This is a genomic window from Macrococcus bovicus, assembly GCF_004359575.1.
GTDB classification, from domain to species: domain Bacteria; phylum Bacillota; class Bacilli; order Staphylococcales; family Staphylococcaceae; genus Macrococcus; species Macrococcus bovicus.
The window spans coordinates 1-26,318 of the sequence record NZ_SCWF01000003.1 but is presented as its reverse complement, the minus strand read 5'-3'; the positions used below and the strand labels follow the sequence as shown (position 1 = coordinate 26,318).

At 41.2% G+C, this 26,318-nt stretch carries 27 protein-coding genes, 7 tRNA genes and 1 rRNA gene; 9 read left to right on the top strand and 26 right to left on the bottom strand.

Features of this window, described 5'->3' with window-relative positions:
- Positions 1-156 precede the first annotated feature (156 nt).
- Positions 157-306, bottom strand: coding sequence for a hypothetical protein (locus ERX55_RS11390; RefSeq protein WP_165983697.1), 150 nt, complete (start codon positions 304-306; stop codon positions 157-159).
- 181 nt (positions 307-487) lie between these two features.
- Positions 488-619 carry a hypothetical protein gene (locus ERX55_RS11610; RefSeq protein ID WP_279512551.1) on the bottom strand — a complete coding sequence of 44 codons (132 nt, stop codon included), beginning with the start codon at positions 617-619 and terminating at the stop codon, positions 488-490.
- 173 nt (positions 620-792) lie between these two features.
- Between ERX55_RS11610 and ERX55_RS03920 the strand changes: the two genes are divergently transcribed.
- Entirely contained in the window at positions 793-2,436 is a 1,644-nt protein-coding gene (locus tag ERX55_RS03920; RefSeq protein ID WP_133451300.1) for a peptide ABC transporter substrate-binding protein, read from the top strand.
- 423 nt (positions 2,437-2,859) lie between these two features.
- Here ERX55_RS03920 and ERX55_RS03915 read toward each other — a convergent pair whose 3' ends face one another.
- The 6 genes from ERX55_RS03915 to ERX55_RS03890 all read right to left on the bottom strand — a co-directional run bounded on the left by ERX55_RS03915 (position 2,860) and on the right by ERX55_RS03890 (position 6,470).
- The gene (locus ERX55_RS03915; RefSeq protein WP_165983696.1) at positions 2,860-3,258 is read right to left on the bottom strand and encodes a hypothetical protein; all 399 of its coding nucleotides are present in this window, start codon (positions 3,256-3,258) and stop codon (positions 2,860-2,862) included.
- A gap of 82 nt (positions 3,259-3,340) precedes the next feature.
- Positions 3,341-3,565: a sulfurtransferase TusA family protein gene (locus ERX55_RS03910; protein WP_133451298.1), complete on the bottom strand. Its 225-nt coding sequence runs from the start codon at positions 3,563-3,565 to the stop codon at positions 3,341-3,343.
- Positions 3,566-3,576: 11 nt separating this feature from the next.
- Positions 3,577-4,644, bottom strand: a complete 1,068-nt coding sequence (locus tag ERX55_RS03905; protein WP_133451297.1) for a YeeE/YedE family protein — start codon at positions 4,642-4,644, stop codon at positions 3,577-3,579.
- Between the two features lie 172 nt (positions 4,645-4,816).
- Positions 4,817-5,377, bottom strand: a complete 561-nt coding sequence (locus ERX55_RS03900) for a hypothetical protein (protein ID WP_133451296.1) — start codon at positions 5,375-5,377, stop codon at positions 4,817-4,819.
- Between the two features lie 239 nt (positions 5,378-5,616).
- Positions 5,617-6,171 (bottom strand): hypothetical protein, encoded by a 555-nt coding sequence (locus ERX55_RS03895; protein WP_133451295.1) that lies wholly within the window; start codon positions 6,169-6,171, stop codon positions 5,617-5,619.
- A gap of 227 nt (positions 6,172-6,398) precedes the next feature.
- Positions 6,399-6,470, bottom strand: a tRNA-Val gene (locus tag ERX55_RS03890).
- A gap of 126 nt (positions 6,471-6,596) precedes the next feature.
- On the opposite strand from ERX55_RS03890, the gene ERX55_RS03885 reads away from it, so the two are divergent.
- On the top strand, positions 6,597-6,983 hold the full coding sequence (locus tag ERX55_RS03885; RefSeq protein WP_133451294.1) for a hypothetical protein: 387 nt from the start codon (positions 6,597-6,599) through the stop codon (positions 6,981-6,983).
- Between the two features lie 82 nt (positions 6,984-7,065).
- Here ERX55_RS03885 and trhA read toward each other — a convergent pair whose 3' ends face one another.
- From trhA to isaB, 5 genes are all read right to left on the bottom strand, one after another.
- Positions 7,066-7,731, bottom strand: a complete 666-nt coding sequence (trhA, locus tag ERX55_RS03880; RefSeq protein WP_133451293.1) for a PAQR family membrane homeostasis protein TrhA — start codon at positions 7,729-7,731, stop codon at positions 7,066-7,068.
- A 60-nt stretch (positions 7,732-7,791) separates the two neighbouring features.
- Positions 7,792-8,619 (bottom strand): MBL fold metallo-hydrolase, encoded by an 828-nt coding sequence (locus ERX55_RS03875; protein ID WP_133451292.1) that lies wholly within the window; start codon positions 8,617-8,619, stop codon positions 7,792-7,794.
- 163 nt (positions 8,620-8,782) lie between these two features.
- On the bottom strand, positions 8,783-9,286 hold the full coding sequence (locus tag ERX55_RS03870) for a DNA topology modulation protein (RefSeq protein ID WP_133451291.1): 504 nt from the start codon (positions 9,284-9,286) through the stop codon (positions 8,783-8,785).
- Positions 9,283-9,780, bottom strand: coding sequence for an NUDIX hydrolase (locus tag ERX55_RS03865; protein ID WP_165983695.1), 498 nt, complete (start codon positions 9,778-9,780; stop codon positions 9,283-9,285). Before ERX55_RS03865 ends, ERX55_RS03870 begins: the two co-directional genes overlap by 4 nt.
- 128 nt (positions 9,781-9,908) lie before the next feature.
- The gene (gene isaB, locus ERX55_RS03860; protein ID WP_133451289.1) at positions 9,909-10,412 is read right to left on the bottom strand and encodes an immunodominant staphylococcal antigen IsaB family protein; all 504 of its coding nucleotides are present in this window, start codon (positions 10,410-10,412) and stop codon (positions 9,909-9,911) included.
- A gap of 160 nt (positions 10,413-10,572) precedes the next feature.
- On the opposite strand from isaB, the gene ERX55_RS03855 reads away from it, so the two are divergent.
- Together ERX55_RS03855 and ERX55_RS03850 are read left to right on the top strand one after the other, a co-directional pair.
- Entirely contained in the window at positions 10,573-10,863 is a 291-nt protein-coding gene (locus tag ERX55_RS03855; protein WP_133451288.1) for a zinc-ribbon domain-containing protein, read from the top strand.
- A 23-nt stretch (positions 10,864-10,886) separates the two neighbouring features.
- Positions 10,887-11,870, top strand: coding sequence for a zinc ribbon domain-containing protein (locus tag ERX55_RS03850; RefSeq protein WP_133451287.1), 984 nt, complete (start codon positions 10,887-10,889; stop codon positions 11,868-11,870).
- Between the two features lie 279 nt (positions 11,871-12,149).
- On the opposite strand, the gene glmS is transcribed toward ERX55_RS03850, so the two are convergent.
- Positions 12,150-13,952, bottom strand: a complete 1,803-nt coding sequence (gene glmS / locus ERX55_RS03845) for a glutamine--fructose-6-phosphate transaminase (isomerizing) (protein ID WP_133451286.1) — start codon at positions 13,950-13,952, stop codon at positions 12,150-12,152.
- A 396-nt stretch (positions 13,953-14,348) separates the two neighbouring features.
- On the opposite strand from glmS, the gene ERX55_RS03840 reads away from it, so the two are divergent.
- The 4 genes from ERX55_RS03840 to ERX55_RS03825 all read left to right on the top strand — a co-directional run bounded on the left by ERX55_RS03840 (position 14,349) and on the right by ERX55_RS03825 (position 19,460).
- The gene (locus ERX55_RS03840) at positions 14,349-15,860 is read left to right on the top strand and encodes a PTS mannitol transporter subunit IIBC (RefSeq protein ID WP_133451285.1); all 1,512 of its coding nucleotides are present in this window, start codon (positions 14,349-14,351) and stop codon (positions 15,858-15,860) included.
- Between the two features lie 75 nt (positions 15,861-15,935).
- Entirely contained in the window at positions 15,936-17,900 is a 1,965-nt protein-coding gene (locus tag ERX55_RS03835) for a BglG family transcription antiterminator (protein ID WP_133451284.1), read from the top strand.
- 16 nt (positions 17,901-17,916) lie between these two features.
- Entirely contained in the window at positions 17,917-18,351 is a 435-nt protein-coding gene (locus ERX55_RS03830) for a PTS mannitol transporter subunit IIA (protein WP_133451283.1), read from the top strand.
- On the top strand, positions 18,351-19,460 hold the full coding sequence (locus ERX55_RS03825; RefSeq protein ID WP_133451282.1) for a mannitol-1-phosphate 5-dehydrogenase: 1,110 nt from the start codon (positions 18,351-18,353) through the stop codon (positions 19,458-19,460). Before ERX55_RS03830 ends, ERX55_RS03825 begins: the two co-directional genes overlap by 1 nt.
- Positions 19,461-19,539: 79 nt before the next feature.
- Here the strand turns inward: ERX55_RS03825 and glmM are convergent, their stop codons facing one another.
- Genes glmM through ERX55_RS03805 form a run of 4 tightly spaced genes read right to left on the bottom strand, consistent with a single transcriptional unit; the run spans position 19,540 to position 23,952 of the window.
- On the bottom strand, positions 19,540-20,889 hold the full coding sequence (glmM, locus tag ERX55_RS03820; protein ID WP_133451281.1) for a phosphoglucosamine mutase: 1,350 nt from the start codon (positions 20,887-20,889) through the stop codon (positions 19,540-19,542).
- Positions 20,882-21,847, bottom strand: coding sequence for a CdaR family protein (locus ERX55_RS03815; RefSeq protein ID WP_133451280.1), 966 nt, complete (start codon positions 21,845-21,847; stop codon positions 20,882-20,884). Before ERX55_RS03815 ends, glmM begins: the two co-directional genes overlap by 8 nt.
- Positions 21,834-22,652, bottom strand: coding sequence for a diadenylate cyclase CdaA (gene cdaA, locus ERX55_RS03810; protein WP_133451279.1), 819 nt, complete (start codon positions 22,650-22,652; stop codon positions 21,834-21,836). Before cdaA ends, ERX55_RS03815 begins: the two co-directional genes overlap by 14 nt.
- Positions 22,653-22,683: 31 nt before the next feature.
- A complete protein-coding gene (locus ERX55_RS03805; RefSeq protein ID WP_165983694.1) occupies positions 22,684-23,952 on the bottom strand; it encodes a helix-turn-helix domain-containing protein in 1,269 nt (422 codons plus the stop codon).
- A 185-nt stretch (positions 23,953-24,137) separates the two neighbouring features.
- On the opposite strand from ERX55_RS03805, the gene ERX55_RS03800 reads away from it, so the two are divergent.
- Positions 24,138-24,584 (top strand): ArsR/SmtB family transcription factor, encoded by a 447-nt coding sequence (locus ERX55_RS03800; protein ID WP_133451277.1) that lies wholly within the window; start codon positions 24,138-24,140, stop codon positions 24,582-24,584.
- Positions 24,585-24,607: 23 nt separating this feature from the next.
- Here ERX55_RS03800 and rocF read toward each other — a convergent pair whose 3' ends face one another.
- The 8 genes from rocF to rrf all read right to left on the bottom strand — a co-directional run bounded on the left by rocF (position 24,608) and on the right by rrf (position 26,307).
- A complete protein-coding gene (rocF, locus tag ERX55_RS03795) occupies positions 24,608-25,513 on the bottom strand; it encodes an arginase (protein ID WP_133451276.1) in 906 nt (301 codons plus the stop codon).
- Positions 25,514-25,683: 170 nt separating this feature from the next.
- Positions 25,684-25,756: transfer RNA gene (locus ERX55_RS03790), tRNA-Lys, on the bottom strand.
- A 3-nt stretch (positions 25,757-25,759) separates the two neighbouring features.
- A tRNA-Gln gene (locus ERX55_RS03785) sits at positions 25,760-25,834 on the bottom strand.
- Positions 25,835-25,838: 4 nt separating this feature from the next.
- A tRNA-Tyr gene (locus ERX55_RS03780) sits at positions 25,839-25,922 on the bottom strand.
- A gap of 30 nt (positions 25,923-25,952) precedes the next feature.
- Positions 25,953-26,028, bottom strand: a tRNA-Val gene (locus tag ERX55_RS03775).
- A gap of 3 nt (positions 26,029-26,031) precedes the next feature.
- A tRNA-Glu gene (locus ERX55_RS03770) sits at positions 26,032-26,103 on the bottom strand.
- Positions 26,104-26,178 (bottom strand) — tRNA-Asn (locus ERX55_RS03765).
- 14 nt (positions 26,179-26,192) lie between these two features.
- Positions 26,193-26,307, bottom strand: a 5S ribosomal RNA gene (gene rrf / locus ERX55_RS03760).
- Positions 26,308-26,318: the final 11 nt, after the last annotated feature.

The following is a 26,318-nucleotide window of genomic DNA, read 5'->3' as shown; positions in this document are numbered from 1 at the left end:
CATCACAGCAGGCGCTGTGATGCTTTTTTGGGTAATGCAACAGAAATAAATGTCATCATGTTCATTACCCCCTTGCAGAATTTATCTTCACTGATACTATACGACATATGCCTCTTTTTTAAACGTTTTAGCGGCATCTTTACAAAATCTCAATAATTATTTCTCCTTCTCTTGCCGCAAAAAGATAATAAATATAAGCGTCAGAATAATGACGATACCGATGACATACCAGGATTCTGCCAGAACCTTAAGGTTATCCATGAGATGATAGCGATGTTCAAGTGGATGTTTAGGTTCGGAGACCACTTTCTCGCCATTTTTCGTTGGCCGTTCTGCATAAATCAGCAGTCTTTCCTGTCCGACCTTGTTAAAAAACCGACTATTAATAAATAGTCGGTTTTTTGGCGCTTATTGTCTGCTGGATCATCTAGATTGTTCTAACATTCATTACTCAATCTTTGTGAACAGCAGTTATTCTGCGGGTAGTTTAAATAAAGTTTTTCTTTTCTGCTTCAGGTGTTTCTTCCTCTTGTCGCTTAGCAGCTTCATCCTGCTCAAAACGCTTATTGGTGCGTTCTTCTTTTATTTCTTCTACATTGGTATTTTTCTCTTCAGTCATAGTAGCCTCCTGTGATAAAAGTAATAATATTATTTACCCTTTACACTTCACTGATAAACTCTTAGCACTACTCCTTTTCTGTGCATAAAAATTCAAATTGTTATTGTATTTATTCTGCATTGCGTTATAATAAATTTAATATTCAGATAATTAAGTCAAAGGGAGTGCAACTTATGCAGAAAAAGCTATTATTACTTACTTCTTTATTGACCGTCTCAAGTATGACGGCTGCTTGTTCATCAGACGGGAATAAAGAAACGAATTCAGACAACAAAAAATCTGGATCTAAACAGGAACTTAAACTCATGTCGATTTCTGATATCCCGACAATGGATTCATCTCTCGCTACTGATATGGTTGCATTCAACGTCATGAATCAGACGATGGAAGGTCTCTATGTTTTAGATGATAAAGATAAAGCGATTCCCGGTGTTGCTGAAGGAGATCCTGAAAAATCAAAGGACGGCAAGACATGGACTATCAAGCTGAACAAAGATGCTAAATGGTCCAATGGTGATCCTGTCACTGCACAAGACTTCGTATATTCATGGCAGCGTACGCTTAATCCTGATACAGGTGCCGAATATGCCTATATCATGTATGACATCAAAAACGCAGAAGATGTCAATTTAGGGAAGAAGAAGCCGGAAGAATTAGGTGTTAAGGCAATAGATGATCACACGCTGCAAATTGATCTCAACACAAACGTCCCTTACTTCCAGGAACTGCTCGCATTTGGAACATTCTATCCGCAGAATCAGAAGTTCGTTGAGAAACAAGGCAAGAACTTCGGGATTAAAGCAGATACCACCCTTTATAATGGGCCGTTTGTTTTATCAGAATGGAATGTTGAGAAAAATTATGTCCTTGAGCCTAACAAGAACTACTGGGATAAAGATAAAGTGAAACTTAAAAAAATCAATTATGCGGTCGTAAAAGATCAGCAGACGGCAGCCAGTCTCTATACGACAGGTGCGCTTGATGTCGTACAGCTTGCTGCAGAACAGGTGAGTAAATACAAAAATGAAAAAGGTTTCGATGCACAGCTTGAGGCACGTACTTACTTTATCCGTTTCAATCAGGATAAAGTACCTGAACTTAAAAACAAGAATCTGCGTCTCGCTATGGCAAAATCTATTGATAAGGAAAAATATGTTGAGAAATTGCTGAACAATGGCTCTAAGGCAACAGATGTCCTGACGCCGACTGAATTTGTGACAGGGCCAGACGGTAAAGATTATGTTGAAGGCGTTAAGTCGCCGCTTAACTATGACAAAGAAGAAGCCAAGAAACTATATGAACAAGCTAAAAAAGAACTCGGTAAAGATAAATTTGAGTTTGAATACTTAACTTACGATCAGGATACGGCCAAGAAGGATGCTGAATATGTCAAAGAACAAATTGAAACAAACTTACCAGGTGTAACCTTAACGATTAAACAGCAACCATTCAAACAGAAGCTAAGCCTCGAATCTAAAATGAACTATGAGATAGCATTTGGTCGCTGGGGTGCCGATTATCCAGACCCTATGACTTATGTCGACATGTTCCTGACAGATGGTCCTAACAATGAGACAGGCTGGTCTAACAAAGAATTCGACCAACTGGTTAAAGATGCTAAAGGTCCGCTGCTCGCAACACCAGAAAAACGCTGGACCACTTTACAGCAAGCAGAATCTATCCTTCTGGAAGATGCTGCAATCGCACCGATGTATCAGAGCGGCATGGCGCGTCTCCTCAATCCTAAAGTTAAAAACATGGTACTTCATAAGTTTGCAGGAGACACCTCTTTAAAAGAAGCCTATATGGAAGACTAATAAAAATGCGTCTATGACAATCTTGTCATGGACGCATTTTTAATAACTTCTGATGCTAGACCTTTTCTTCACACGGGTCATCTTCACATGAACGTGCTTGCCAGATTTCACGAGGCTCGTCCTCCTTTCAGATGACAATTCACTATTTTTCAGGAAGCCTTCATATTTGTGTAAGCTGTTAGATTCTAATTCAAGAAATTATTATTTGGACTTTCATCAGAATAATCTTACTCTTCTTTATTTTTACCTCATCAAAAATAGCCATAAACATTATTTGAATAAGCTCTACAAACAGCATAATAAAAAAGCTGCAGGATAATTGCAGCTTTTTTGCTAGTTAAATTGATAGAAGTATGCTCGCGCTCTAGTGCCCATGTTTAGTTTTATCTTCCTGAATGCCATAATGAAACATTCACTCTCACTTTATAGTTCCTCCGGTTCGTTCAGCATAGCTGATACATAACCGCTACCATCAAACATAATCCGGGTCTGGTAGCCATTAGTCGGATTGGTATTGTAGATAAACATATCACCCATCGGCTCTTCATTAGATTGTTCTGTCGGCTCCCCGTAAAGTTCAAGCACTTGGTCTTTAGAGATTTTTCGGCTTGGATTGATGGCTATTTTATCGGTTGGATTTATCATCGAAACTGCAATATCCCCAAATTTATAATAGCCGCCTTGGTGCCCGTCCTGACCATCTTCAGTCGGCCGACCATAGATATCCGCAATCTCATCGATCGTCATACCCGCCTTAATATCAGCAAAGTCATTCGTATGATTCTCAAAGAAGAAATAGTCATGGAATTCAGGTGAAGTCACATCAACAGTCCCTCCAATATGCACCATAATATAAGAAAATGGAAATTAAAAAGAGAGAAGCGATGAAACTTCTCTCTCACTGCTATGCTTTCTGAACCGTGATTGTCCACGATGCATCATCTAATTGTTCGTAGTTCGTTACTGGATAGTTCTGTTCGGCCGCCCAGTTTGGAATCGCTTCTGTTGCCTGTGTGCAGTCGAAGTCGATTTTCAGTTCGTCGCCTGGATTCAGTTCTTCCATTTTCTTCTGTGCTTCAATTAACGGGAATGGACAGACCATTCCTACTGTACCTAATTCGTATAACATCTCATCTCTCCTTAAGCAGTCTGTGGTTTGACTGATACCTTTTTATTTTGTCGCATCGGTTTTACAAATAAGAAATAACTCATAAACCATGTGCCGAGAATCATGAATAATAGAGATAACCAGCCTTGTGCATTCATGGTCGCAGTAGACACCAGACCATTACCAATCGAACAGCCACCTGCAAGCGAAGCACCGATACCCATAAATGCTCCGCCGATTGCACTGTTTCTGATTGTGATCTTATCAGGCAGTCGCCATTTAAATTCACGTGAACCGCGCGCTGCAATATATGACCCGATAAAAATACCAAGGACTAAGTAGACCCCCCAGTCCAGTAGCTTCGTATCTCCATTGACTAGAAACTGCAGTAAATGAGCAGATGGTGTTGTAATACCGAGGCCGTAATTACGTCCAGTTGAAATACTCACCGGCCAGGCGATAAGAGCAATCAGACCGATAGCCACTGCGGCCATAAACGGATGATACTTCTTCTCAAAGAACAGATGTCTCACACCTGTAAACTTTGGCTTCAGGGTAGGTACTGCAAACTTCGGTTTAGGTTTAGTCAGCTCTTTTCTGACACAGAATAATGTAATAAGTCCTAACACTAATATTAGCAGCCAGTACGGAATGCCGGTTACTTGACTGACATTCGAATTAACTACAGTCACACTATTCATTTTGTCCAAGAACGGCTTTAACACGCCGGCTTTTGTGATGGCCGCAAAAAGAGCATACATGCCAAGCGCAATCCAACTGCCAATCAATCCTTCACCTGCACGATACCACGTACCTGTCGCGCATCCTCCTGCTAAAATAATCCCAATCCCAAAGACGAATGAACCGATGATTGTTCCGATGACCGAAAATGATTCATAAGGTAACTGTACGATGTTGAACAATGATAAGATCCATAATCCGATACCTTGAATCGTAATTGCAATGAGTAATGCATAAAACATTTTGTTGTTCTTCTGCACATACATATCTCTAAAGCCGCCAGTCAGACAAAAGCGCGTACGCTGCATGACGAAACCAAGCATACCACCGACCAGCAGACCACTTATGATTAACCACATAAATTTTCCTCCTATTATTCCGATAAAGTTACTAAGGAATAATAACATATGCATTTATAGATGTAAATGAAATAAATTTTTTTTGAATAAAAAAGAGACAGAAGCCAAGAAGCTTCCATCTCTAAATCATTATGAGATTTTTACAGAACATAGTGAACTTTTTTATCGCTCTTTAGTTGTTAAGCAGCTTATAGTAGGTCATCGAGTTCAGTTTCAGAACGCCATCCACCTTATAATAAGTAAGGTAGAAACTATTGCTGTAATAATAGTTATACTGAACATCTGACATCTTCTTAATCAGGGGTGCCTCACCATACACTTTCTGAATCGTATCCAGCGTATATTTGTTATTGTAGTTGAAAACCATCATTTCGATAGGTGCCGTATCAAAATTATAGAGACCCTTGCTTACATCACCTGCAAATTTGACAGGTGTTGTCGAATATCCATAAGTGGCTGTGAAATTTGAAATTTTAGCTGTCCGGTTTGTCGTGAAAAACTTAGGATCGCCATAAGTTGTACGCAGTGTACCGAAAGTATCGCCCATTTTAATTTTTCTGCCGTCCGAACGTTTATAGATGTACGTTCCCTCTTTCAGCTGCTTAGCAACTGTTGCATTTGTCACACTCGGCAATGTGTAAGACGGTGTTTTAGTAGCAGCAGAAGCATGATGACCTGCTATAGGCAGAATTAGGACTGAAGCAGCAACAAGGCTCGTCATTAATTTTTTCATCGATAAATCCCCCATTTAATTTTAATAATTCCATTATATAGTCATTTATAAGAAAAGAAATAGATTTTACACTATTAATAAATAATTTATAGAAATAACTTATACCCGACTAGTAAGTGCTAGAAAATGAATTAATTGAAAGCTGAAATAAAATAGGATGCAAAAAACAGATCATTAAACATTAAAAACCTCCCTGGTAAAAGCGTCTACTTTACCCGGCAGGTTTTCATCAGTTATTTTTATTTAGAAAATGCTTGTTTTGTTTCTTTCATGACCGCTTTATTTAAATATTTATATCCAAGGAACTGTCCATCTAAATCATCATAGACCAGTGCTGTCTGTCCATACACATAATGTTCTTCACCTGCGGATACAAAATGAAACGCTGGTTTACCCCAGTATTTCTGCATATCCTTGAATTTGAGAGTTGTTGATGACCCGTAGTATTCGAAAGATTCAAGCTGATACTGTGAGATTTTCATGCCGCGTTTGCCTGTGAAGTACGCACCTACTGTATCGTAGTCCTCTGAGTCATCATCTGATTCAAAGAGCATGCTGTAGTCATAATATTTATAAAGACTTGTCACGCCTTCGTAGCCTTTACCCCATTTAGTTTTGGCATATCCCACTGTATTCCCCAGTTTAACACCTTTGAACTTCATCGTGCCATTTTTCATCGCTGTAATGGTAGATTTGCTTTTTAAGTTGACCTGTCCAAGTTCAGCGGCATCTGCTTGTTCCACTAATACAAATGTAAGTACAAATACTGCCAGAAATACGATTAGTTTCTTCATCTGAATTCCCCTTTTAGTTAGTTAATTTATTATAACTTGAAAAAGTTTTAGTGGGAATAGCCTTTTATGAATTCTTTTATCATTTATGGTATCATCTGCTAAATAGCTCGATGTGTCCCTTATTTTCTATAACTCTATCAATGGGATTGGGTTTAAAATGATATCGGTTGTGCAATGACATCATTGACAATATAAAAACCACTTATCATTAGATAAGTGGTTAGTAGTGCACCCTGACGGATTCGAACCGCCGACCCCTTGCTTGTCGAGCAAGTATTCTCCCGCTGAACTAAGGGTGCAGATATTAAGCTGATGTCTTACTATTATAGCAAACGATTCTTCTACAGCCAAGCACCTTTGGACATTTCTTTCAATTAGTTTCTAACCGTGATAATCTAGTGATACACATTTCTCTAGGAGGACTTATGGATAAAAGAATTTATATTACTATTATACTGATTGCTGCCTTCACACTCTATCAGATCTATGCCACGTATCAGGCTATTCAGGCCGGTAATCTTGCAGGCCTCATGTCACCCATTATGTATCTTGGCATCATCGGACTCGTCATCAATCAGCTGATGATATCCAACCTGAACTCTAAATGGATGAGAAAATTCACACTGCCACAAGTGATCAACTTCTCTATCAGCCTTCTCATGCTGCTGATGTTCCTCTTCACTATCACACTGATTTTTAATGTCGTTTATGGCATCTTGTTCTCTGGTATATTCAGTGCGTTGCTGCTCTATTCTGCTTATATGAGCTATCAGCAGACTAAAGCAATCAAAAATCAATATGGCATTAAATAAGGACATCTCTGTCTTTGGCAGACCCCCGCATGTTGAACTACAAAATTCAACATGCGGGGGTCTATTTTAATATCGTTTGATTTTATATGAAGTATAAAAGTGCAATAAAATGAAAAGCTGCACCAAACAGAATGAAGAAGTGCCAGATCATATGGAAATAATGACGCGACTTCTGGGCATAGAACCAGGTACCGATGGAATAAGCAAGTCCACCTGCCACAATCAAGAGAACAAATTCCATACTGACTTTACCGATGAGACTCGGGAAAAGGATAATGCCCAGCCAGCCCATTGCTAAGTATAAGGTCAGACTTATTTTCGGATTCACATTCTTCGCAGTTGCTTTATATACGATGCCTCCTATAGTGACAACCCACTGAATCACCATAATCGTCCAGCCTAATGTGCCGCCGACTATGCTTAATGCAATCGGTGTATAGGTCCCTGCAATCGCGACATAGATCATACTATGGTCGATAATACGCATGACATATTTATGAACAGAATGATTCGGCATGAGATGATAGACACAGGACGACAGGAACATCAGGAAAATACTGATGAGAAAAACTGAAATCCCGAGAGACAGTACCATGCCACCCATCAAATAAGTCTTAACCGCAAAGTATGGCAATGACAATAAAATCAAAAGCGCCGGTACACCATGCGAGACAGAGTTTCCTACTTCTTCCCCTAGTTTAAGGGGACGGATATCCCTGAAATTATAGGATTCTTTTGTTGATGACATACATTCACCTCGATATGCTTATTGCTTTTATTTTAACACTAATTTCGAGTGTTGACGATGTTAGACATATTTACCATGCTTCGGTTTAGCAAGTCTATCAAATTGCTCTGCAAGTTCCTGTAGGTTAGTTGCGAGTGTCTCTCCTGCCATTGGCATGCCATGACCTGTCACAGCAATTTTCGGCTTCAGTGCATTCAGTTTACGGACAGATTCTTTTGCGTCCTGCCAGTCTGGTGTGAAATATCTCGGCGGACCGTTCAACTCATGTTTCTGACTCATCGCTTTGTAGAGCGAATCCTGATCGGTTGTCGTCATGGCATCGCCTGCAATCAGTAGTCCTTCGCTGTCATTATAGAATGAGACATGTCCAGGTGTATGACCCGGTGTATGAAGCCATTTGTAATCGTCCAGATAAGGAACCGTACCATCCTGCGGCAGTGCCCGAACATGAGTCCCGAGATCAATTGGTTCTTTCGGAAAGATAAATGACAGTCGGCCTGAAGAGCTTCCCTCAACAAGAGGATCTGCATCTGGATAAGCAGTCTGACCCGTCAGATAAGGAAGCTCGAGAGGATGCGCATAGACAGGCACCTGCCATTCTTCAATGAGCTCAATAATAGAACCAACGTGATCAAAATGACCATGTGTCAGCAGAATAGCCTGTGGTTTGGCACCTTTGCCGTAATGCTGTTCAACCAACTCGATAATTGCCTGTGCCTTATTCGGCATGCCGGCATCAATCAGTACAAATGAGCCGTCTATATTCTCGACAAGGAAAATATTAACCATCTGCAATGTATGCTGGGTAACACCTGATTTTACTTCAGTCGTATGACCACTTGCAATAGAAGTCATGGGAATCGATTTATAGTCGCTACCGTAATTCATGATTTCAGCTCCTCTATATTATTTTCTCTGATTGGTATCATCCGCTGTTCTTCGTCGATAATAAACTGGATATTGTGTCTCATTTTTAATCGTCCATCCATCAGAGCTATATATGTGACTCCTTAAAAGAGTCTTCTATCAGCTATACCCGTTTTATTTAAAATTATAGATGACGGATCCATTGTTCTATCTGCTGCGGTGAATGAAGAATAATAACCTGCTTTTCACTTTTAAGATGATTCAATTTCTGGATAATACCAGGTCTTTTATCACGTGGATAATTCCAGACCCACTGCAGGAACTCTCTATCTATCTTTTCTTCGCAGCCCTCTGCCATATCAGGTCTTACAGTGTGACGATGCGTGAGGTACCGTTTAATGACTTGATAAAGACAGATTCTTCTGCTGATATCGAGAAAAATAATCGTATCTGCTTGATTGATTCGGATATCCATCGTACCGGAATAGTTGCCGTCTATGATCCATTCTCTATATGTCATCAACGCTGACTGAATGTCTTTCTGTTCTTCTCGGGTGGATAACGTCCAGTTCGGTTTCCACATATAGGCGTCGAGATGGAAGACAGGCAGATTCAGTCTGTCACCGAGTTTTCGGGCTAAGGTTGATTTACCGGCACCACCGGAACCAATTATCATGATTTTTTTCATAATAGATCTTCTATTTGCGGCCAGACACGCTCTTTTGTACCATTTACCACTCTGTCAGAAGCGATAAATTCAGCCAGTTTGTCAGGTTCTATCCATCTGTAATCGATTGTTTCAGTTTCCTGCAAAGTGACGCTGTCTTTGGATACATCTGTTTCAGCTAGATAGCCGAAATAATGGGTCTGGTTGACGTCATTTGACGTGTTGTAAAGGGGGATAAGTTCTGTGACAGTGATCCCCGTCTCTTCCTGCAGCTCACGCATAGCGCCCGCTTCGATTGTTTCTCCGTGTAGAACACTGCCTCCCGCTGTTATTTCAAACAGCCCCGGTCCCCCATGTTTACTCCAGTCTCGCTGCATCGCGAGAAAAGAGCCATCTTGATGTCTTAATGTCACTTCAACGACAATGTGGTATTGGTTCTGCAGAATCGGCTCTCCTCGCGTCAGAGTTGTCCCAAGATGATTTAAGTCCCTATCATATGCATCCCAGATTTCCATGATATCCCCCTTTAATGTGTTATTTTTCATGATACCGTAAAAGTTGTAGCATAACTTGTAGAGCTAGTTATAGCCGGCTATCTGTATTAAAAAAACCGGAGTGTCTACTCCGGTTCTCTATTCAGCCTTTAGCTGTAGATTGACATACCTGTCAGATAGCCCTTCGCGTCAAACGCTGCAAGATAACCACCATTTTTAGTTTTATATTTCAGGAAAGTCTCACCTGTTTTGCTGGTCGTTGTTCTCACAAGTCGATTATCTTTATGTGCTTTCTTAAAATCCGCCTGAGAGATTGTTCCTTTTTTCACTGTAAACTCAATCGTACTGACCTTGCCTTTGTTATCTTTTACAATAGTCGTGCCAAATACTTCTGATTTCTGACCTTCGCCACCTACTTTGGCATCTGGCGCCACTTTATAGCCGTTAAGCGTGAAATTCTCATTATTCAGTGCTGAAACAAAATACTTATCAAGTACAAACCCGCCGTCGTATTTCGTATAGCCTTTATAGTTATAGTATGGCTTCTGGACAGTATCAGTTTTCGCTTGAGCCGGCTGTTCAGTCACGACTGTACCCGCTACTAGTGTTGAAGCAATCATACCTGCTCCAACTAATCTGCTCCATTTATTCATTGCTATCACTCCTCAAGTTGTTGTTGCCATACCATTATAATACTTTACCTCTCATTTTACAAAAAGTTACCATTATAAATTCCATTTTTATCCATTACAGTATGCACAACTTTCCCATTTTTTGATATATAATAAATATAAACACCCATTGGAGGCTAATATGAAATTCTGTCAAAATTGCGGGGCTGAACTTGTAAAAGGACAAAGGTTTTGTACGAACTGCGGTGCCGAAGTCACTCAACAGCAAACCGTTCCCACTGAAACAGCTCACCGAAAGAAAAAGAAATTCTTGATTCCCATCATCATTGTGGCCGCCTTCTTGCTGCTTGCGTTCTTTCTTTTTACGCAGGTAGATACTTCATCAAAAACAGCTGATGCTATCGGAACTGCAATAAAAAATAAAGATTCTGCAGCTCTGTCGAAACTGCTTCTTCAGACGGCGAATCTTTAACTGCAGATCAGTCGGAAGCTTTTATGAAGTTATTAGATGATAAAGGGGCTACCGATTCATTTGTAGCTCAGCTGAAAAATCAGGCTAAGTCAGTCCCTTCTACCATCAAACTTGCTGATCGCCCTCTTCTTGAGATAGCTAATAACGGAAAGAAATACGGTATCCTCAATGACTATCAGTTCAATGTGGCAAGCCAGAAAGTGCAGCTGGAAGCTCAAGATGACTCAACATTAACTTATTCGTCGAATGGCAAAGAAAAAGAAGTCGATTTAATGAAAGGACAAACTGTTGACCTTGGGACGATGCCTGCGGGTCTATATACTATACCCGCAACAAAAAGTCTGGATGGTACAAGTTATAAAGGTGAGCTCGTGGTAGATACTACTCAGTCACCGGAAACTCAAGAGAATTTCCAGGTCGGTTATATAAAAGTGACGCTAAATGGCGATGATTCTCTGGACAATGGTGAAACAATCATTAAAGTCAATGACCAGCAGATAGAGTTTGATGAAAATAAGGAGCAATATGGGCCGTTCATTCTCGAGCATGAATTAAATGTTTCAGCTGAAGGAGAAGTTAACGGTGAAAACTTTAAAACGACTTCAAAGCTGCTGACCAAGGACGATTTCAAGAATTCAATGGCAGAGGTTCATCTTCAGTTTAATGAAGATGAAATCTCAAATTATATCGCGGAAGAAAACAGCACAGCTGAACCGAAAGTAGTAGTCATTAAGGAGAAAGAAACTGTTGAAGTTGATCGAGATGATGATGAAATTTTCATCTCTACACCTGAAGAAGCACGCGCTGCTGCTCTCCGTTTCTCAGGTGGTTCATTCAATACAGGAAGCAATGAAGTAAGAACGCCTGTCGCAAATGCTACAGGCTGGGGATTTGGTATCTTCGATGCTAATGGTAATCCTATCAAATCATTCGATATACACCATGATGGTTATGTCATTGAATATGATGAAGATGGCTCAGAAGTAGCCAGCGGTTACGTCTATTAAATAAAAAATGGTTCAGAAATGTAGTAAACCCCTAAGGTTGAATCTTAAATATTCAACCTTAGGGGTCTTTTAGTTATCGTTCACTATTTTGTTGATGCTAATTTCTTAGCGCGAACTTCTCTTAGTATCGGCATCATGTCACGTTCTATATATGTACTGAACGTTCTGGCAAACGAATCAGTCAGATGGTTTGTTGTCTCATTCAGCTCAAATTTACAAATAATTTAAATTTTTTCTTGCATTTAAAAAACCCACAGATATGGATCTGTGGGTTTAATATTATTCAACAGTAACTGATTTTGCTAAGTTACGAGGTTTATCCACGTCGCAACCTCTATGCAGAGCTGCGTAGTAAGCTAAGAGCTGTGTCACCACGACAGATACCAGTGGTGCAAGCATCTCATGAACATGAGGAATCACATAAGTATCGCCTTCTTGTTCAAGACCTTCCATTGTAATGATCAGCGGATGCGCACCACGTGCGACGACCTCTTTGACGTTACCACGGATGGATAAGTTCACTGCCTCTTGAGTAGCAAGTGCAATAACCGGTGTTCCTTCTTCGATAAGGGCAATCGTACCATGTTTAAGTTCTCCGCCGGCAAATCCTTCTGCCTGAATATAAGAGATTTCTTTCAGTTTAAGAGAGCCTTCGACACCTACATAATAATCCATCGTCCGTCCGATGAAGAATGCATTACGTGTCGTTTCAAGGAATTCTGTCGCGAAGCCTTCAATTTTATGAGCATCGTCAATCACCGCTGTTATCGCTGCTGTCACTTTTGCCAGTTCCGGCAACAGCTCGACATCTACTTTGATGCCTGCATCTTTAGCGACAACCTGCGCTAAGATCGCAAGAACAGCAATCTGAGCGGTATAAGCTTTCGTTGACGCAACAGCAATTTCAGGACCTGCGTGTAAGATTAATGTATGGTCCGCTTCACGTGATAATGTTGAACCTGGTACGTTTGTGATAGTCAGAGCAGTATGGCCGAGTTCTTTGATAGCGACAAGCACAGCACGGCTATCTGCTGTTTCACCTGATTGTGAGATGAAGATGAATAACGGTTTCTTAGAAAGGAGCGGCATGTTGTAGACAAATTCTGACGCCACATGGACTTCAGTCGGAACGCCTGCCCATTTCTCTAAATATTCTTTACCTACAAGACCTGCATTGTAAGAAGTTCCGCAAGCAACGATGTAGATACGATCTGCTTTACGTACAGCTTTCACGATGTCTTTATCGATTTTAAGTTCGCCTTTTTCATCCTGGTATTCCTGGATGATTTTACGCATCACACCTGGCTGCTCGTGAATTTCTTTTAACATATAGTGAGCATAAGTGCCTTTTTCGATATCTGAAGCATCAATTTCAGCTTTGTAAGGTTTACGAGTGATTACTTTACCGTCTAAGTTTTTAATCGTCACTTTATCTTTTTCAACAAGCACGATTTCTCCGTCAACAAGTTCAACGTAAGTATCTGTTACTTGAAGCATGGCCATTGCGTCAGAAGCGATGACATTGAAACCTTCACCAAGACCGACAAGTAAAGGTGATTTATTTTTCGCAACATAGATCACATCTGGATTTTCTTTATCCAGTAAACCAAGTGCATAAGAACCGTGAAGTAATTTAAGGACTTCAACGAATGCTTTTTCAGTGTCTAAACCTTGTTTAGAGAAGTATTCGACCAGCTGAACAATGATTTCAGTATCAGTATCTGAAGTGAAAGTCACACCTGTTAAATATTCTTTTTTAAGTTGTTCGTAGTTTTCAATCACACCGTTATGCACTAACGTGAAACGCTCTGATGCTGATTGATGCGGGTGAGAGTTCTCATGGTTAGGAACACCGTGAGTGGCCCAGCGTGTATGACCGATACCCGTAGATGTTTCAAAAGAGCTGTCCACTACTTTACGTAATTCAGCAATACGCCCTTTTTCTTTATAGACGCGAACATCCTCACCATTACGGACAGCGATACCCGCAGAATCATAACCACGATATTCTAATTTTTCAAGACCTTTAAGTAAGATTTCCTTTGCATCTTGTGTTCCAATATAGCCAACAATTCCACACATATGATAATTCCTCCGATAGTCAATTTATGATTAATATTTGATTTCGGTTTAATATTTGCTTATGCTGAGTGTCTTTGTTCAACCAGTCACCTGGAAGTTTTAACAAACAGCTGTCGAACAGCAAGTCCGGAATGGCATCCGCCGAATTTTCGATCACCATTCTCCTCGTCAACAGTCATGACTGTACTGGCGCTGTAGCCCTAATAATTCCCTATCCTCCCAAAAAGTTAAACCTAATTCATTATACAATTAAAGATTTGTAGATACAAGTTCAGACATCATTTATTCTGCTTTGTCATGAGTCGATATGACAAACTTAAGTTTACTATCCATAGTATTCGTATTTACTTCCTATTAGAATAGAATTAACAAATAAAAAAATAAAGGAGAAATATTATGGCAGAACAAAAAAGCGGCCTTCAACGTCGCGTTCAAGCATTCGGTTCTTTTTTAAGTAGTATGGTCATGCCGAATATAGCTGTCTTTATTGCATGGGGTTTTTTAACCGCCCTATTCATTCCAGACGGCTGGTGGCCAAATAAAGACTTGGCAAAAATCGTTGATCCTACTATTCACTATCTCATTCCGATTTTAATCGCATTTATGGGTGGTAAACTTGTACATGATGTTCGTGGTGGTGTCGTAGGGGCAGCTGCAACGATGGGTATCATCGCAGCATTCGATCAGCATATGCTTCTAGGTGCTATGATTATCGGTCCATTAACTGCATGGTTAATGAAACAGTTTGATAGAGTGGTTCAACCTAAAATCCGTACAGGGTTTGAAATGTTAGTGAATAACTTCTCAGCAGGTTTCCTGGCATTAGGTATGATGATTGTCTCTTACTATCTATTAGCGCCGGTTGTAGGCTGGATTATGAAGATTCTAGGTGAAGGCGTACAATTCTTAGTTAACTTGCACATTTTACCTTTAACATCACTTCTAATTGAGCCAGCTAAAGTATTGTTCTTGAACAATGCAATTAACCATGGTGTATTAACGCCACTTGCTACTGATCAGGCGGCAGAGGTAGGAAAATCTATTCTCTATACACTTGAGTCTAATCCTGGCCCAGGTCTCGGTATTTTACTTGCCTATATGGTATTCGGTAAAGGCTCAGCTCGTGCAACTTCACCGGGGGCTGCTTTGATTCATTTCGTGGGTGGTATCCATGAAATTTACTTCCCTTATGTGTTAATGAAACCAGCCATGATTATTGCAGCAATCGCAGGTGGTATGACAGGTGTGGCTATTTTCTCAGCCCTTGATTTTGGCTTGAAATCACCAGCTGCTCCGGGTTCAATATTGGCATATATGGCAGTTACACCTAAAGGTGATTTATTAACAATGTTTATGGGTGTCATCGGCGCCGCTCTTGTGTCATTCATCATCGGTTCTCTTATCCTGAAGTTCTCTAGGGACAAAGGTGAAGATGATTTAGCAGCAGCGACTGCTGAAATGGAAGCACGTAAAGGTAAAAAATCTTCTGTTTCTGGTGCTTTGACAGGTGCTTCTGCAACTACTTCTGATCGTGTGAAAGTGGTTGAAGTGGATAAAGATGAAACAACTGAACCAGATTTACTGGCTCAGTATGATACTGAAAATGTATCTGCGCATGATTATTCAAACGTCAACAAAGTCATCTTCGCTTGTGATGCAGGAATGGGTTCCAGTGCGATGGGTGCTGGTATGTTACGTAATAAATTCAAAAAAGCTGGCATCAATGCTGAAGTCACGAACTCAGCTATCAACCAGTTACCAAAAGATGCTCAGCTTGTCATCACACAAAAAGTCCTGACAGACCGTGCAATCAAGCAAGTTCCAGGTGCTATTCATATTTCAGTGGATAACTTCCTGAACTCTCCTCGTTATGACGAGCTGATTGAGAACTTAAAGCAAGACCAGTAATTAGACATCTTATGTGATCCGTCCTACAATGGAATCAAGTAATTGAATAATCTACCAGAAGAAAGGGGTGTGGATATGCAAATCAGTCATCGAGAGAAAAAAATCATCGAGTCGTTGCTGAAAAGTCCACGCTCCTTTTTGTCTATTCATCAGATTGCACAGAACTTGGGGGTCTCCAGCCGTACTGTCCATCGTGAACTGAAGTTTGTCGAAGAAACGCTTAGCCGCATGAATCTCAGCCTTGACCGGCGGACCGGTAAAGGCCTCCGCATTGCCGGTGATGATATCGACCTCGCTTTACTCAGCGAGCAACTGGATGCCTCTACTGTGCTCGATTTATCCGTTGAAGAGCGGAAAGTTATTATTCTCTACACTTTGATCAGGGCGAAAGACCCGGTCAAACTTTATAGTCTCGCCAGCGAGATTGGTGTATCCATCAATAAACTGTCTAAGGAGCTTGATGGACTCAGTCCTGACCTCACCCGTTATCATCTGACATTGCAGAAGAAACGTGGCGAAGGCCTGCAGCTATTCGGCGAAGAAGTGAACAAAAGACAGCTGCTTGCAGATATCATGCTCGATAAACTGAATTCTACGAGTGTTTACTCAGTCATTGAGGATCATTTTGTCTACCAGACTTTAAACGATACAAGTCTTAAGGATTTAGTGGATATCGATCAGATATTCAGCGTTGAACGTCTTCTTATGGATGAATTAGCTGAACTGCCTTATGTGCTGCTTGAAACTGCTTATCTTACACTTACCATCCACATTGTACTGGCCATTGAACGGATCCGTAACAATGAAAAAGTTTCAATCTCCAGTGATATTATCAAATCGCTGGAAGTGACACCTGAGTTTCAGGTCGCTCAGAATCTAGCGCGCTCATTATCAGCCGCCTACGATATTGATTTCGATTTTGAAGAAGTCATTTTTATTACGATGCACTTACGGGGCGCCAAGCGTAGAGCCGCTGAGAGTGCGGCTGAAAGTGATATCAGTCCTGCAACAGATGAGCTGATTAATGAAGTCTCCCGTCTGATGCATCATGATTTTTCCGGTAATCCCACTCTGAAAGAAGGGCTTCTTCTTCATCTTGTACCCGCATTAAATCGTATGACCGGGGGAATAGAGACCTATAACCCTTTAACCGCGATGATCATGCAGGATTACGAGCGGTTATTCAAGTCAATCAGCACTGCGCTGGAGACTGTATTTCCAGACGTATATTTCCCGGATAATGAAGTGGCGTTTCTCGTCCTCCATTTCGGGGGTGCCATGAAGAATACAAAAGCAAGTGTCCTTGTCGTCTGTACAAGCGGTCTTGGGACCAGTAGAATCCTTGCCAATCAGATAGAACAGCATTTTCCTGCTGTGCAGGTGACCAAGCTTGCTTCTGTCAGTGATTTGAAGTCTCTTCATCTAGATAGTTACAGCTATATCGTGTCGACAGTCGGGCTTGACATCAGTCAGCCCTATACTATAGTCAATCCGTTATTACCGGAAGGAGACAAGGCCCTGCTGCAGCAGGTCTTCTCTACCTCTGTATCGTCACATGTGCAATCAACTAAACGAAGCGTGTATAATGATGTTATACCATTCGTTATTGAATCTGATGCTATTTTACAGGGTATCGAATTCAAGACGATTTCCATCTCCAGCTGGGATGAATATAGAAAGCAGCTGCCGGTAGCAGATGAGCTAAGCAAAAGAGAAGCAGTCCAGGGATTCGCCCTCTCAGGTTATCCCGTTGCTCTTCCACATATTGTTCATGCTGCAGTTTCTCATCCGTTCATTGAACTGGTAACCTTAACTTCTCCGGTTCAGATGAAAAATATGGACGGCATCATGCAGGAGGTCACTTACCTGCTTATCATGCTACTGCCGGAAGAAACAACAGCCAGACCTTTTGTCAGCGAGTTAAGCACCTTACTCATGGCCCATCTGGAAGCACCTGACGAGTTATTCAGCAATTCTGAACTTGTCATTCAGCATATGCAAGATACACTGATTAAACAGATCAGCCAAAAAATCTATTAAATGGAGTGAATCAAACATGTCAAACTTAATTCCAACAGAAAATATTCTCGTTAACCAGCATTTTACATCTAAAGAAGAAGCAATCGAAGCAGCAGGACAGAAATTAGTAGAGGCAGGCGCTGTCAATCCCGGATATATTCAGGCCATGAAAGAACGTGAAGCGATTGTTTCCACTTATATGGGTAACTTCCTTGCGATTCCACATGGTACAGACGAAGCGAAAGCTGAAGTGATCAAGTCAGGTATCACCTTACTGCAAGCACCGGAAGGTATCGACTGGGATGGTAATATCGTGAAAGTAGTAGTGGGTATCGCAGGTAAAGACGGTGATCATTTAGATTTATTGTCTCAGATCGCCATTGTTTTCTCAGAGGAAGAGAATGTTGAGCGTGTGATTAATGCCCAGTCAGCTGATGAAATCAATGCCATCTTCGGGGAGGTAGAACTATAATGAAAGCTGTCCATTTCGGTGCCGGAAATATCGGCCGCGGCTTCATCGGTAAAGTTCTTTATGATAACCACTACGAAATCACATTCGCTGATGTCAGCTCACAGATTATCTACTTGATCAACAAGGAGCAGGCCTATGATGTTATTATCGCTGAAGAAAGCAAGACGCGTCAGCGAGTAGAAGGTGTTAAAGGGATTCATAGCGTTGAAGAATCAGATAAATTAGAGCAGGCATTGATGGAAGCTGATTTAATCACAACAGCTGTCGGCGTCAATATTCTGCCTATCATCGGTAAATCAATCGCCCCTGCTCTGGCTAAGCGTGATGCGTCTCGTCCCGTCAATGTCGTAGCATGTGAGAATGCCATTATGGCAACAGACCAGCTGAAAAAAGCGATTGTTGATGAAGTCGGTGAACTCGGTGAGCATATTCACTTCCCTAACTCAGCAGTCGACCGTATTGTGCCGATTCAGAAACAGCAGAATCCACTAGATGTAATGGTTGAGCCTTTCTTTGAATGGGTCATTGAAGAAGAGAAATGGTATGGGACGCAACTTGAAGGCGTCAAATATGTCCAGGATCTTCACCCCTTCATCGAACGTAAACTACTGACTGTCAACACAGGCCATGCCTTCATCGCATACTTCGGTAAATATAAGGGCTATGCAACAGTCGATGAAGCCATGAAAGATCCAGAAGTCGTTGAACAGCTCCGTCAAGTACTAGGCGAAACAAGCGACTACTTAACAAGCAAATATGATTTCACTAAAGAAGAACAGGCTGCATACGTTGAAAAAATCATCGGCCGCTTCCAGAACCCATACTTGTCAGATGACCTAAATCGTGTCGGCCGTTCACCACTACGTAAAATCAGTCCTGAAGACCGTATCATTAAGCCTCTGTCATATTTAGTGGCTGAAGGCAAACCTCATGAAGGTTTAATCAATATGGCTGCCTATTTAATGCGTTATACCGATGAGCATGACCCAGAAGCTTTCGACAAAGATCACTATATTAAAGAACACGGCCCTGCACAGTTCTTAAAAGAATATGCTAAGATAGATGACCGTTTAGCTCAAGAAATTGAAGCAAAATATCAAACATTATAATGACTCAAAGCCGCTCACTAAGAGCGGCTTTTTTTACTGGATAGCAATTAAAAACGCCTTGCAGCTGCAAGGCGTTTATTTATTGTAATCCCATTTTTTCTTTTACAACGTCTGCGATGCTATGAACAAAACGCTCGGCATCTTCATCTGTTTTCGCTTCAACCATGACACGCACAAGCGGCTCGGTACCTGACGGGCGAACAAGGACACGGCCTTCACCGTTCATCTCATCTTCTACTGCTTTAATGGCTGCTGCCACATCTGCATTATCTTCTACAGCGTGTTTATCAGTCACACGGATATTCACTAAACGCTGTGGATATTTTGTCATCTGCCCTGCCAGCTCGCTTAATGTCTGACCTGACTGCTTGATGATAGATGCTAATTGTACACCTGTTAATAAGCCGTCCCCTGTCGTATTGTAGTCCATCATAACGATGTGGCCCGACTGCTCACCGCCCAGGTTATAATGGCCTCGTCGCATTTCTTCTACGACATAACGGTCACCGACTTTTGTTTTATCGCTTTGAATATTGAAGTTTTCAAGCGCTTTATAGAAGCCGAGGTTACTCATGACTGTAGAAACCACCATATTGTCCTTCAGCTCACCACGTTTACTCATGGCTTGCGCCAGGATGAACATAATCTGATCACCATCAACAATCTGACCTTTTTCATCTACTGCGATTAATCGGTCACCGTCGCCATCAAAAGCAAGACCGAAATCACTGCCACTCTCCACAACCAGCTCAGCCAATGCTTCTGGATGCGTAGAACCTACACCGTCATTGATGTTATTACCATCTGGATTGCATCCCATCGTTACTGTATCCGCTTCTAAGTCACCGAACAGGAAGGGTGCGAGTGAATAGGTTGAACCGTGCGCACCATCGAGAGCGATTTTCAAGCCTTCTAAGTCGCCTTCAATCGTTGATTTCAAGAAGCTTAAGTAACGCTGGCCACCCTCAAAATAATCAGATGTATGACCCAGATTAACGCCTGTTGGACGAGGTACTGTGTCTTCTTCTGCATCAATCAGTGCTTCAATTTCCGCTTCCTGGTCATCAGAAAGTTTAAATCCATCTGCACCGAAGAATTTAATACCATTATCCTGCACAGGATTATGACTTGCTGAGATCATCACCCCCGCCTGTGCTTCCAGTTCACGTGTTAAATACGATACACCAGGTGTTGAGATAACGCCCAGGCGCATTACTTCAGCGCCGGTCGATAATAATCCTGCAACAAGTGCCGATTCAAGCATCTCTCCTGATACACGTGTATCACGTCCCACCAATACAGTCGGATTATCATGGCCATTATGCGCAAGTACATAGCCTCCGAAACGTCCTAATTTAAATGCAAATTCAGGTGTTAATTCGCTATTTGCAACGCCTCTTACGCCGTCTGTTCCAAAATATTTACCCATCAGTCAATACTCCTTTATTGTTCTTTTTTGTTACGTCTACTTTTATAGTCACTTGCTTCGGTGTCACCTTTGAGACATCGCTAGGCAGTGGAATCTTCTCATCGAGAGTAGTGTCTGCATTAATAGTATCCAGGTTAACCTCCACCTCAATTTCACCGATACCATCCAGCGTCGAGCGTTTACCTTGCAGTTCTACTTCATCGTCTGAAAGTGTGATACCTTTTAACGTCATTCCAGCAGGTAAGGTTCCCTTTGTGACAGGTACAATCTTGACGACTTTTGAAATCGGCTGTACTTTCATCGTCACTTTCACTTTTGCCGGTTTGACAGTAACATCCAGCTTATTAAGATTACTGTCGAAGACACCGACTTCAGCTTCTTCAGTCGTGGTCTCAGAAATTTTTGTTCTATTGCTGAGCGTTGCTTTGACATAAGCTATTTTAGCGATCTCATCACTGCTGCCTGTTATAGAAACCTGGGTAGGGTCTACTTGTTTTTCAACTAACTCATAGCCCGTTGCCAGACGACTCGGATTGATCTCTGCTTCCACCGCATGTGTGGTGCTCACTTTTTCAGCTAGTGTGATATTGGTTGTCTTCGGCTGCACTTCATAAGTCAATTTATCAGACAAACCTTCAACTTGAAAATTTTTCTTGTGATCTCCCACAAGATCTTTAGATAAATCCAGTTTGACACTGAAATCCATCATACTTTCAGTTTTTCTGACAATCGCCTGCGGTCCAGTCACTTTGACATTGACACTTTGCGGTGCACCAGACAGATAAAGATTTTTCTTGTCATAGATCGTCTCAACAGGCACATCATTAATAACCACTGTATCATCGCCACTCAGCTGTTCTTGTGTCACGAAGACGTTGAAGATATCATTGACGGACAGATACAGGACCAAGGCCAGTATAAATGAGATGATTCTGAGTCCCCATTTAGTCTCTAACATGATCTTCACCGCCCTTCTTATCCAGCTGTGCACTGAACCAGTGTTCGGTTAACAAAGCCTCAAACACTTCGAGAGAGACTTCTTTTCGCAGCCTGCCATTATAAGTGACGGAAATAGCGCCTGTTTCTTCTGAGACAACGATCGTAAAAGCATCTGATACTTCAGATATGCCTACAGCCGCACGATGTCTCGTACCTAAACTCTTCTGAATCTTGGCAGAATCAGATAGTGGCAGATAACTGGCTGCTACTGCAATCTTATCACCTTGAATGATCATTGCACCGTCATGTAAAGGTGTATTCGGAATAAAAATATTGATGAGAAGCTCTGATGAAATATTGGCATATATCGGTATACCGGTCTCAATATAATCCTGGAGTCCCGTCGTCTTCTCGATGACAATCAGCGCACCGATACGTCTTTTAGCCATATACTGTACTGACTTCACCATATCTTCTGTTAATTTTTTTTGATTGATGTTCTGAGTTGAACTTCTTTTAAACAGACTTCCTCGTCCTAACTGCTCCAGTGCTCTTCGAAGTTCCGGTTGGAATATGACAATAACAGCGAGAAACCCCCATTCAAGTACAAAATCAAATAATCGAGTGGTTGTCGTTAAACCGAGCAATAGACTGACATATTTACCGATTAAAATGAAGAATATCCCTTTTAGCAACTGTATTGCTTTGGTGCCTTTAATCGCATTGATGATTAAATAGAGAACATACCAGACAATTAACAAATCGAGGATGCTGATAATGACTTTAGCGGCATTTAAATTGCCCAATGAATCTAAAAAGTACATTGCATCTCCTCCATGCTGTGACTCTCCCTCATTATATCATGTCAGTAACGAGTTCATCATAGAAGTGCACGCTTTTTTCGTAATATTCTAATGATTTATCAATTTTTCCGACTTTACGATATAAGTCAGCAAGCTTCGGATAAAGTCTTGTTTTGAATAGCGGTTCTTCCTTTGCTTCCACTGACTTATGCAAGTATTCAATGGCAGTGTCCAAATAGCCTTCCATCACACAGATATCACCCATGATTTCGAAAGCAAAGCCAGCTGAATCTTCTGCAAGAGACTCCTGGACAAGTTTCTTCGCTTCTTTCACTTGACCGAGATGAGACATAGCCTGGGCGTAGCGTAATTTAATAGTCAGAACAAATGGATGGTCAACTTTATTATCTTCAATAATCTTAAGGGCTTTTTTCAGCTCATTATAAGCTTCTTGATACTTCTTCGTTTTAATCATTAAGATGGCCAGATTAGTGGTTATACCCGCTTCTTGCATCGGATCGTCTTCCAGTTCAGCATATTTGATAGCACGTCGGATATGCTTTTCTGCTAATTCATAGTTTTTGATCCCATATTTAGCTTTGAACAGGGAATTCTCTATACTGCATCCTTTGTGATGTGTATTCAATTTTTTGTTCAGCGCAAGGGCATCTTTATTGAAGTTGATAGATACCAGATTTTCACCCATGAGACGATAGTATTCACCCAATAGTGCCAGTATAGTGACACGAGTCGTATTAGAAATGTTCTCATAAATAGTGACGTTATTCGCTTTCGTGAGCTGTTTGATTGCTTCATCTGTATGGTATTCCTCGAATTCGATACGGGCGAGCAGTATAAGACAACGCAAGTAGAGATTGACCTCTTTCATGCCTTCTACAATTTTGATGGCTTTATTCACTTCTTCTCTTGCAGATACAAAATCTTCTTTACTGAAGAAATAGCTTGCTCTTATCCAGTAAGTATCTCCCCGCTCGTATTCAGTAATACTTTCCAGTGTCTGATAGTCTTTCGCGATAAAGTCCTCCAGGCGAGAAAAATCCTCTGATTTCACATTATTTTCCGCCCATTTTATTTCTTTCTTAATATCCAGAAGACTCAAGTTTCTTTCTGATGCAATGGTGGTGAAGTCATCAAGCGTACAGTTTAATTTAACACTTAATTTCTTCAGCACATTAGTGGAGGGATGGACAGCATTTTTCTCGATTAAGCTTAAATAAGTTCTTGAAATAATACCTTCTGCCAGTTCCTGTTGAGTCATATTAGCTGCATTTCTTAATTCCTTTACTCGTTGTCCAACCATTCTATATACTCCTTTTAGATTTATTATACAATAATTAACAAAAAAAATAATCATCTTAGTTACTATTTTTTTGCTAATTTTAAGTTAACGCCTGTAGGGATAAATATATCTATTCGTGTAGAAAGTTGACATCGCGCTTATTCAAGTTAATAATTAAGACATCAATGTATATAAAGGAGCTTCTCATGCAGGATTTTTTACTGATTGACAACCTGGCACAGCTTAAATGTATCAGTGATCCATTCCGCATCAAGTTACTGGAATGTCTCTATGATACTTCAAAGACCGGCCAGCAGCTTGCTGATGAACTGGAGATTCCACGTGCAAAGATTCACTATCATCTAAGAGAGATGGAGAAATACGGCTTTATTGAAATTGTTAAGACTGAACAGAAAATTAGTATCATCCAGAAATTCTATGCCCCCACGGCCAAAGCCTTTATTCCTGCGGATCATCTGCTGCAATTTCACCCAGATGACCAGCAGGAAAAATCGAGAAAAGAGCTGAAAGTGCAGATTGACGAAAAAGAACTGCCACAGCTGAAAAAAGATTTAAAGAAATTCCTAAAAAAAGCTTCATCTAAATCTGGTGATACACAATATGAAATCCATATCGAAACAGTTAAAAAATAAGAGCAGCCGAAGCTGCTCTTTTTCTATAATAATTTATCTCCGAAGAAAGTCACGAGTAATTCTACTGCTTGGTTCGCTGTCTTGTTATAAATATCAATCAGTGGATTCACTTCAACGATTTCCATTGATGTCACGCGTTGTGAGTCATGGAGCATCTCAAGCGCTAAATGACTTTCGCGGTAAGAAATACCGCCCGGTACTGTTGTTCCCGTTCCCGGTGTCTCCCCTGGATCCAGAGCATCTACATCGAGTGATAGATGAATGCCGTCCGTATCCTTAAGATATTCAATCGTCTCTTCGATAACTTGTCCCATACCTATTCTGTCGATATCTGACATCGTATATGTCTTGATTCCGACTTCCTTGATATAAGCTTTTTCTCCTTCATCTAAGTCACGCATACCAATCAGGACAATATTCTCTATTTTTACTTTGTTCTTATAGCCACCGATATTGACGAGGTCCGGATGACCATCACCGATAAGCGCTCTTAAAGGCATGCCGTGAATATTACCGGACGGCGATGAATCTGCAACGTTTAAGTCGCCGTGCGCATCATACCAGATGACGCCTAAATTATTGTAATGCTTTTTAACACCAGAAATGGTTCCCATAGCAATCGAATGATCGCCACCAATAACAAGTGGGTACTTTCCAGCTGCTATTGTCTCATCGACTTCATGGCAAAGTGTTTCACAGAATTCTACTACTTCAGGAAGATTACGGAGTCCACCGTCTTGCTCTCCGCGATATTTATTCATATCTATCGCCGGACTTGACACGTTTCCTTTATCATTGACGTCAAGACCTAAGTTCTCAAGTCTAGACACTAAATCTGCATATCGCATCGCATCTGGTCCTAGATTCACCCCTAATTTACGCTGGCCAAATGCATTTGGTGCCCCAATAATTTCAATTGTTTTATTCATTATAGTATCCCCTTTAAACAAGTTTAAGAAAACGTTCTCATAACTTCATTTTAAACGAGAGACTTATAATATGCAACCATGTATAAAATTCAATATTTTACCATATAATATATATATATATCTGATTTACCATATAAAAAAAACCATATCCCTAAGGATATGGTTTAAGATGAGCCATAGAGGATTCGAACCTCTGACCCTTTGATTAAAAGTCAAATGCTCTACCAACTGAGCTAATGGCTCTAATGGCTGGGGTAGCTGGATTCGAACCAACGAGTGACGGAGTCAAAGTCCGTTGCCTTACCGCTTGGCTATACCCCAATAATGGTGGAGGGGGGCAGATTCGAACTGCCGAACCCGAAGGAGCGGATTTACAGTCCGCCGCGTTTAGCCACTTCGCTACCCCTCCAGCTTATATATATAAGGATGAATTTTAAAATGGTGGAGGATGACGGGATCGAACCGCCGACCCTCTGCTTGTAAGGCAGATGCTCTCCCAGCTGAGCTAATCCTCCAAATGACCCCTACGGGATTCGAACCCGTGTTACCGCCGTGAAAGGGCGGTGTCTTAACCGCTTGACCAAGGGGCCTGGCTCCACAGGTAGGACTCGAACCTACGACCGATCGGTTAACAGCCGATAGCTCTACCACTGAGCTACTGTGGATAAATAAAAAAACTGCCCGGCAACGTCCTACTCTCGCGGAACGTAAGTCCAACTACCATCGGCGCTAGAGAGCTTAACTTCTGTGTTCGGTATGGGAACAGGTGTGACCTCTCTGCCATCATCACCAGACAGGGTGAGAA

Coding starts and splice junctions, on each gene's coding strand:
- ERX55_RS11610 (WP_279512551.1), bottom strand. CDS start 619: ATGACTGAAGAGAAAAATACCAATGTAGAAGAAATAAAAGAAGAACGC.
- ERX55_RS03920 (WP_133451300.1), top strand. CDS start 793: ATGCAGAAAAAGCTATTATTACTTACTTCTTTATTGACCGTCTCAAGT.
- ERX55_RS03910 (WP_133451298.1), bottom strand. CDS start 3,565: ATGTTATACGAATTAGGTACAGTAGGAATGGTCTGTCCATTCCCGTTA.
- ERX55_RS03905 (WP_133451297.1), bottom strand. CDS start 4,644: ATGTGGTTAATCATAAGTGGTCTGCTGGTCGGTGGTATGCTTGGTTTC.
- ERX55_RS03900 (WP_133451296.1), bottom strand. CDS start 5,377: ATGAAAAAATTAATGACGAGCCTTGTTGCTGCTTCAGTCCTAATTCTG.
- ERX55_RS03895 (WP_133451295.1), bottom strand. CDS start 6,171: ATGAAGAAACTAATCGTATTTCTGGCAGTATTTGTACTTACATTTGTA.
- ERX55_RS03885 (WP_133451294.1), top strand. CDS start 6,597: ATGGATAAAAGAATTTATATTACTATTATACTGATTGCTGCCTTCACA.
- trhA (WP_133451293.1), bottom strand. CDS start 7,731: ATGTCATCAACAAAAGAATCCTATAATTTCAGGGATATCCGTCCCCTT.
- ERX55_RS03875 (WP_133451292.1), bottom strand. CDS start 8,619: ATGAATTACGGTAGCGACTATAAATCGATTCCCATGACTTCTATTGCA.
- ERX55_RS03870 (WP_133451291.1), bottom strand. CDS start 9,286: ATGAAAAAAATCATGATAATTGGTTCCGGTGGTGCCGGTAAATCAACC.
- ERX55_RS03865 (WP_165983695.1), bottom strand. CDS start 9,780: ATGGAAATCTGGGATGCATATGATAGGGACTTAAATCATCTTGGGACA.
- isaB (WP_133451289.1), bottom strand. CDS start 10,412: ATGAATAAATGGAGCAGATTAGTTGGAGCAGGTATGATTGCTTCAACA.
- ERX55_RS03855 (WP_133451288.1), top strand. CDS start 10,573: ATGAAATTCTGTCAAAATTGCGGGGCTGAACTTGTAAAAGGACAAAGG.
- ERX55_RS03850 (WP_133451287.1), top strand. CDS start 10,887: ATGAAGTTATTAGATGATAAAGGGGCTACCGATTCATTTGTAGCTCAG.
- glmS (WP_133451286.1), bottom strand. CDS start 13,952: ATGTGTGGAATTGTTGGCTATATTGGAACACAAGATGCAAAGGAAATC.
- ERX55_RS03840 (WP_133451285.1), top strand. CDS start 14,349: ATGGCAGAACAAAAAAGCGGCCTTCAACGTCGCGTTCAAGCATTCGGT.
- ERX55_RS03835 (WP_133451284.1), top strand. CDS start 15,936: ATGCAAATCAGTCATCGAGAGAAAAAAATCATCGAGTCGTTGCTGAAA.
- ERX55_RS03830 (WP_133451283.1), top strand. CDS start 17,917: ATGTCAAACTTAATTCCAACAGAAAATATTCTCGTTAACCAGCATTTT.
- ERX55_RS03825 (WP_133451282.1), top strand. CDS start 18,351: ATGAAAGCTGTCCATTTCGGTGCCGGAAATATCGGCCGCGGCTTCATC.
- glmM (WP_133451281.1), bottom strand. CDS start 20,889: ATGGGTAAATATTTTGGAACAGACGGCGTAAGAGGCGTTGCAAATAGC.
- ERX55_RS03815 (WP_133451280.1), bottom strand. CDS start 21,847: ATGTTAGAGACTAAATGGGGACTCAGAATCATCTCATTTATACTGGCC.
- cdaA (WP_133451279.1), bottom strand. CDS start 22,652: ATGTACTTTTTAGATTCATTGGGCAATTTAAATGCCGCTAAAGTCATT.
- ERX55_RS03805 (WP_165983694.1), bottom strand. CDS start 23,952: ATGGTTGGACAACGAGTAAAGGAATTAAGAAATGCAGCTAATATGACT.
- ERX55_RS03800 (WP_133451277.1), top strand. CDS start 24,138: ATGCAGGATTTTTTACTGATTGACAACCTGGCACAGCTTAAATGTATC.
- rocF (WP_133451276.1), bottom strand. CDS start 25,513: ATGAATAAAACAATTGAAATTATTGGGGCACCAAATGCATTTGGCCAG.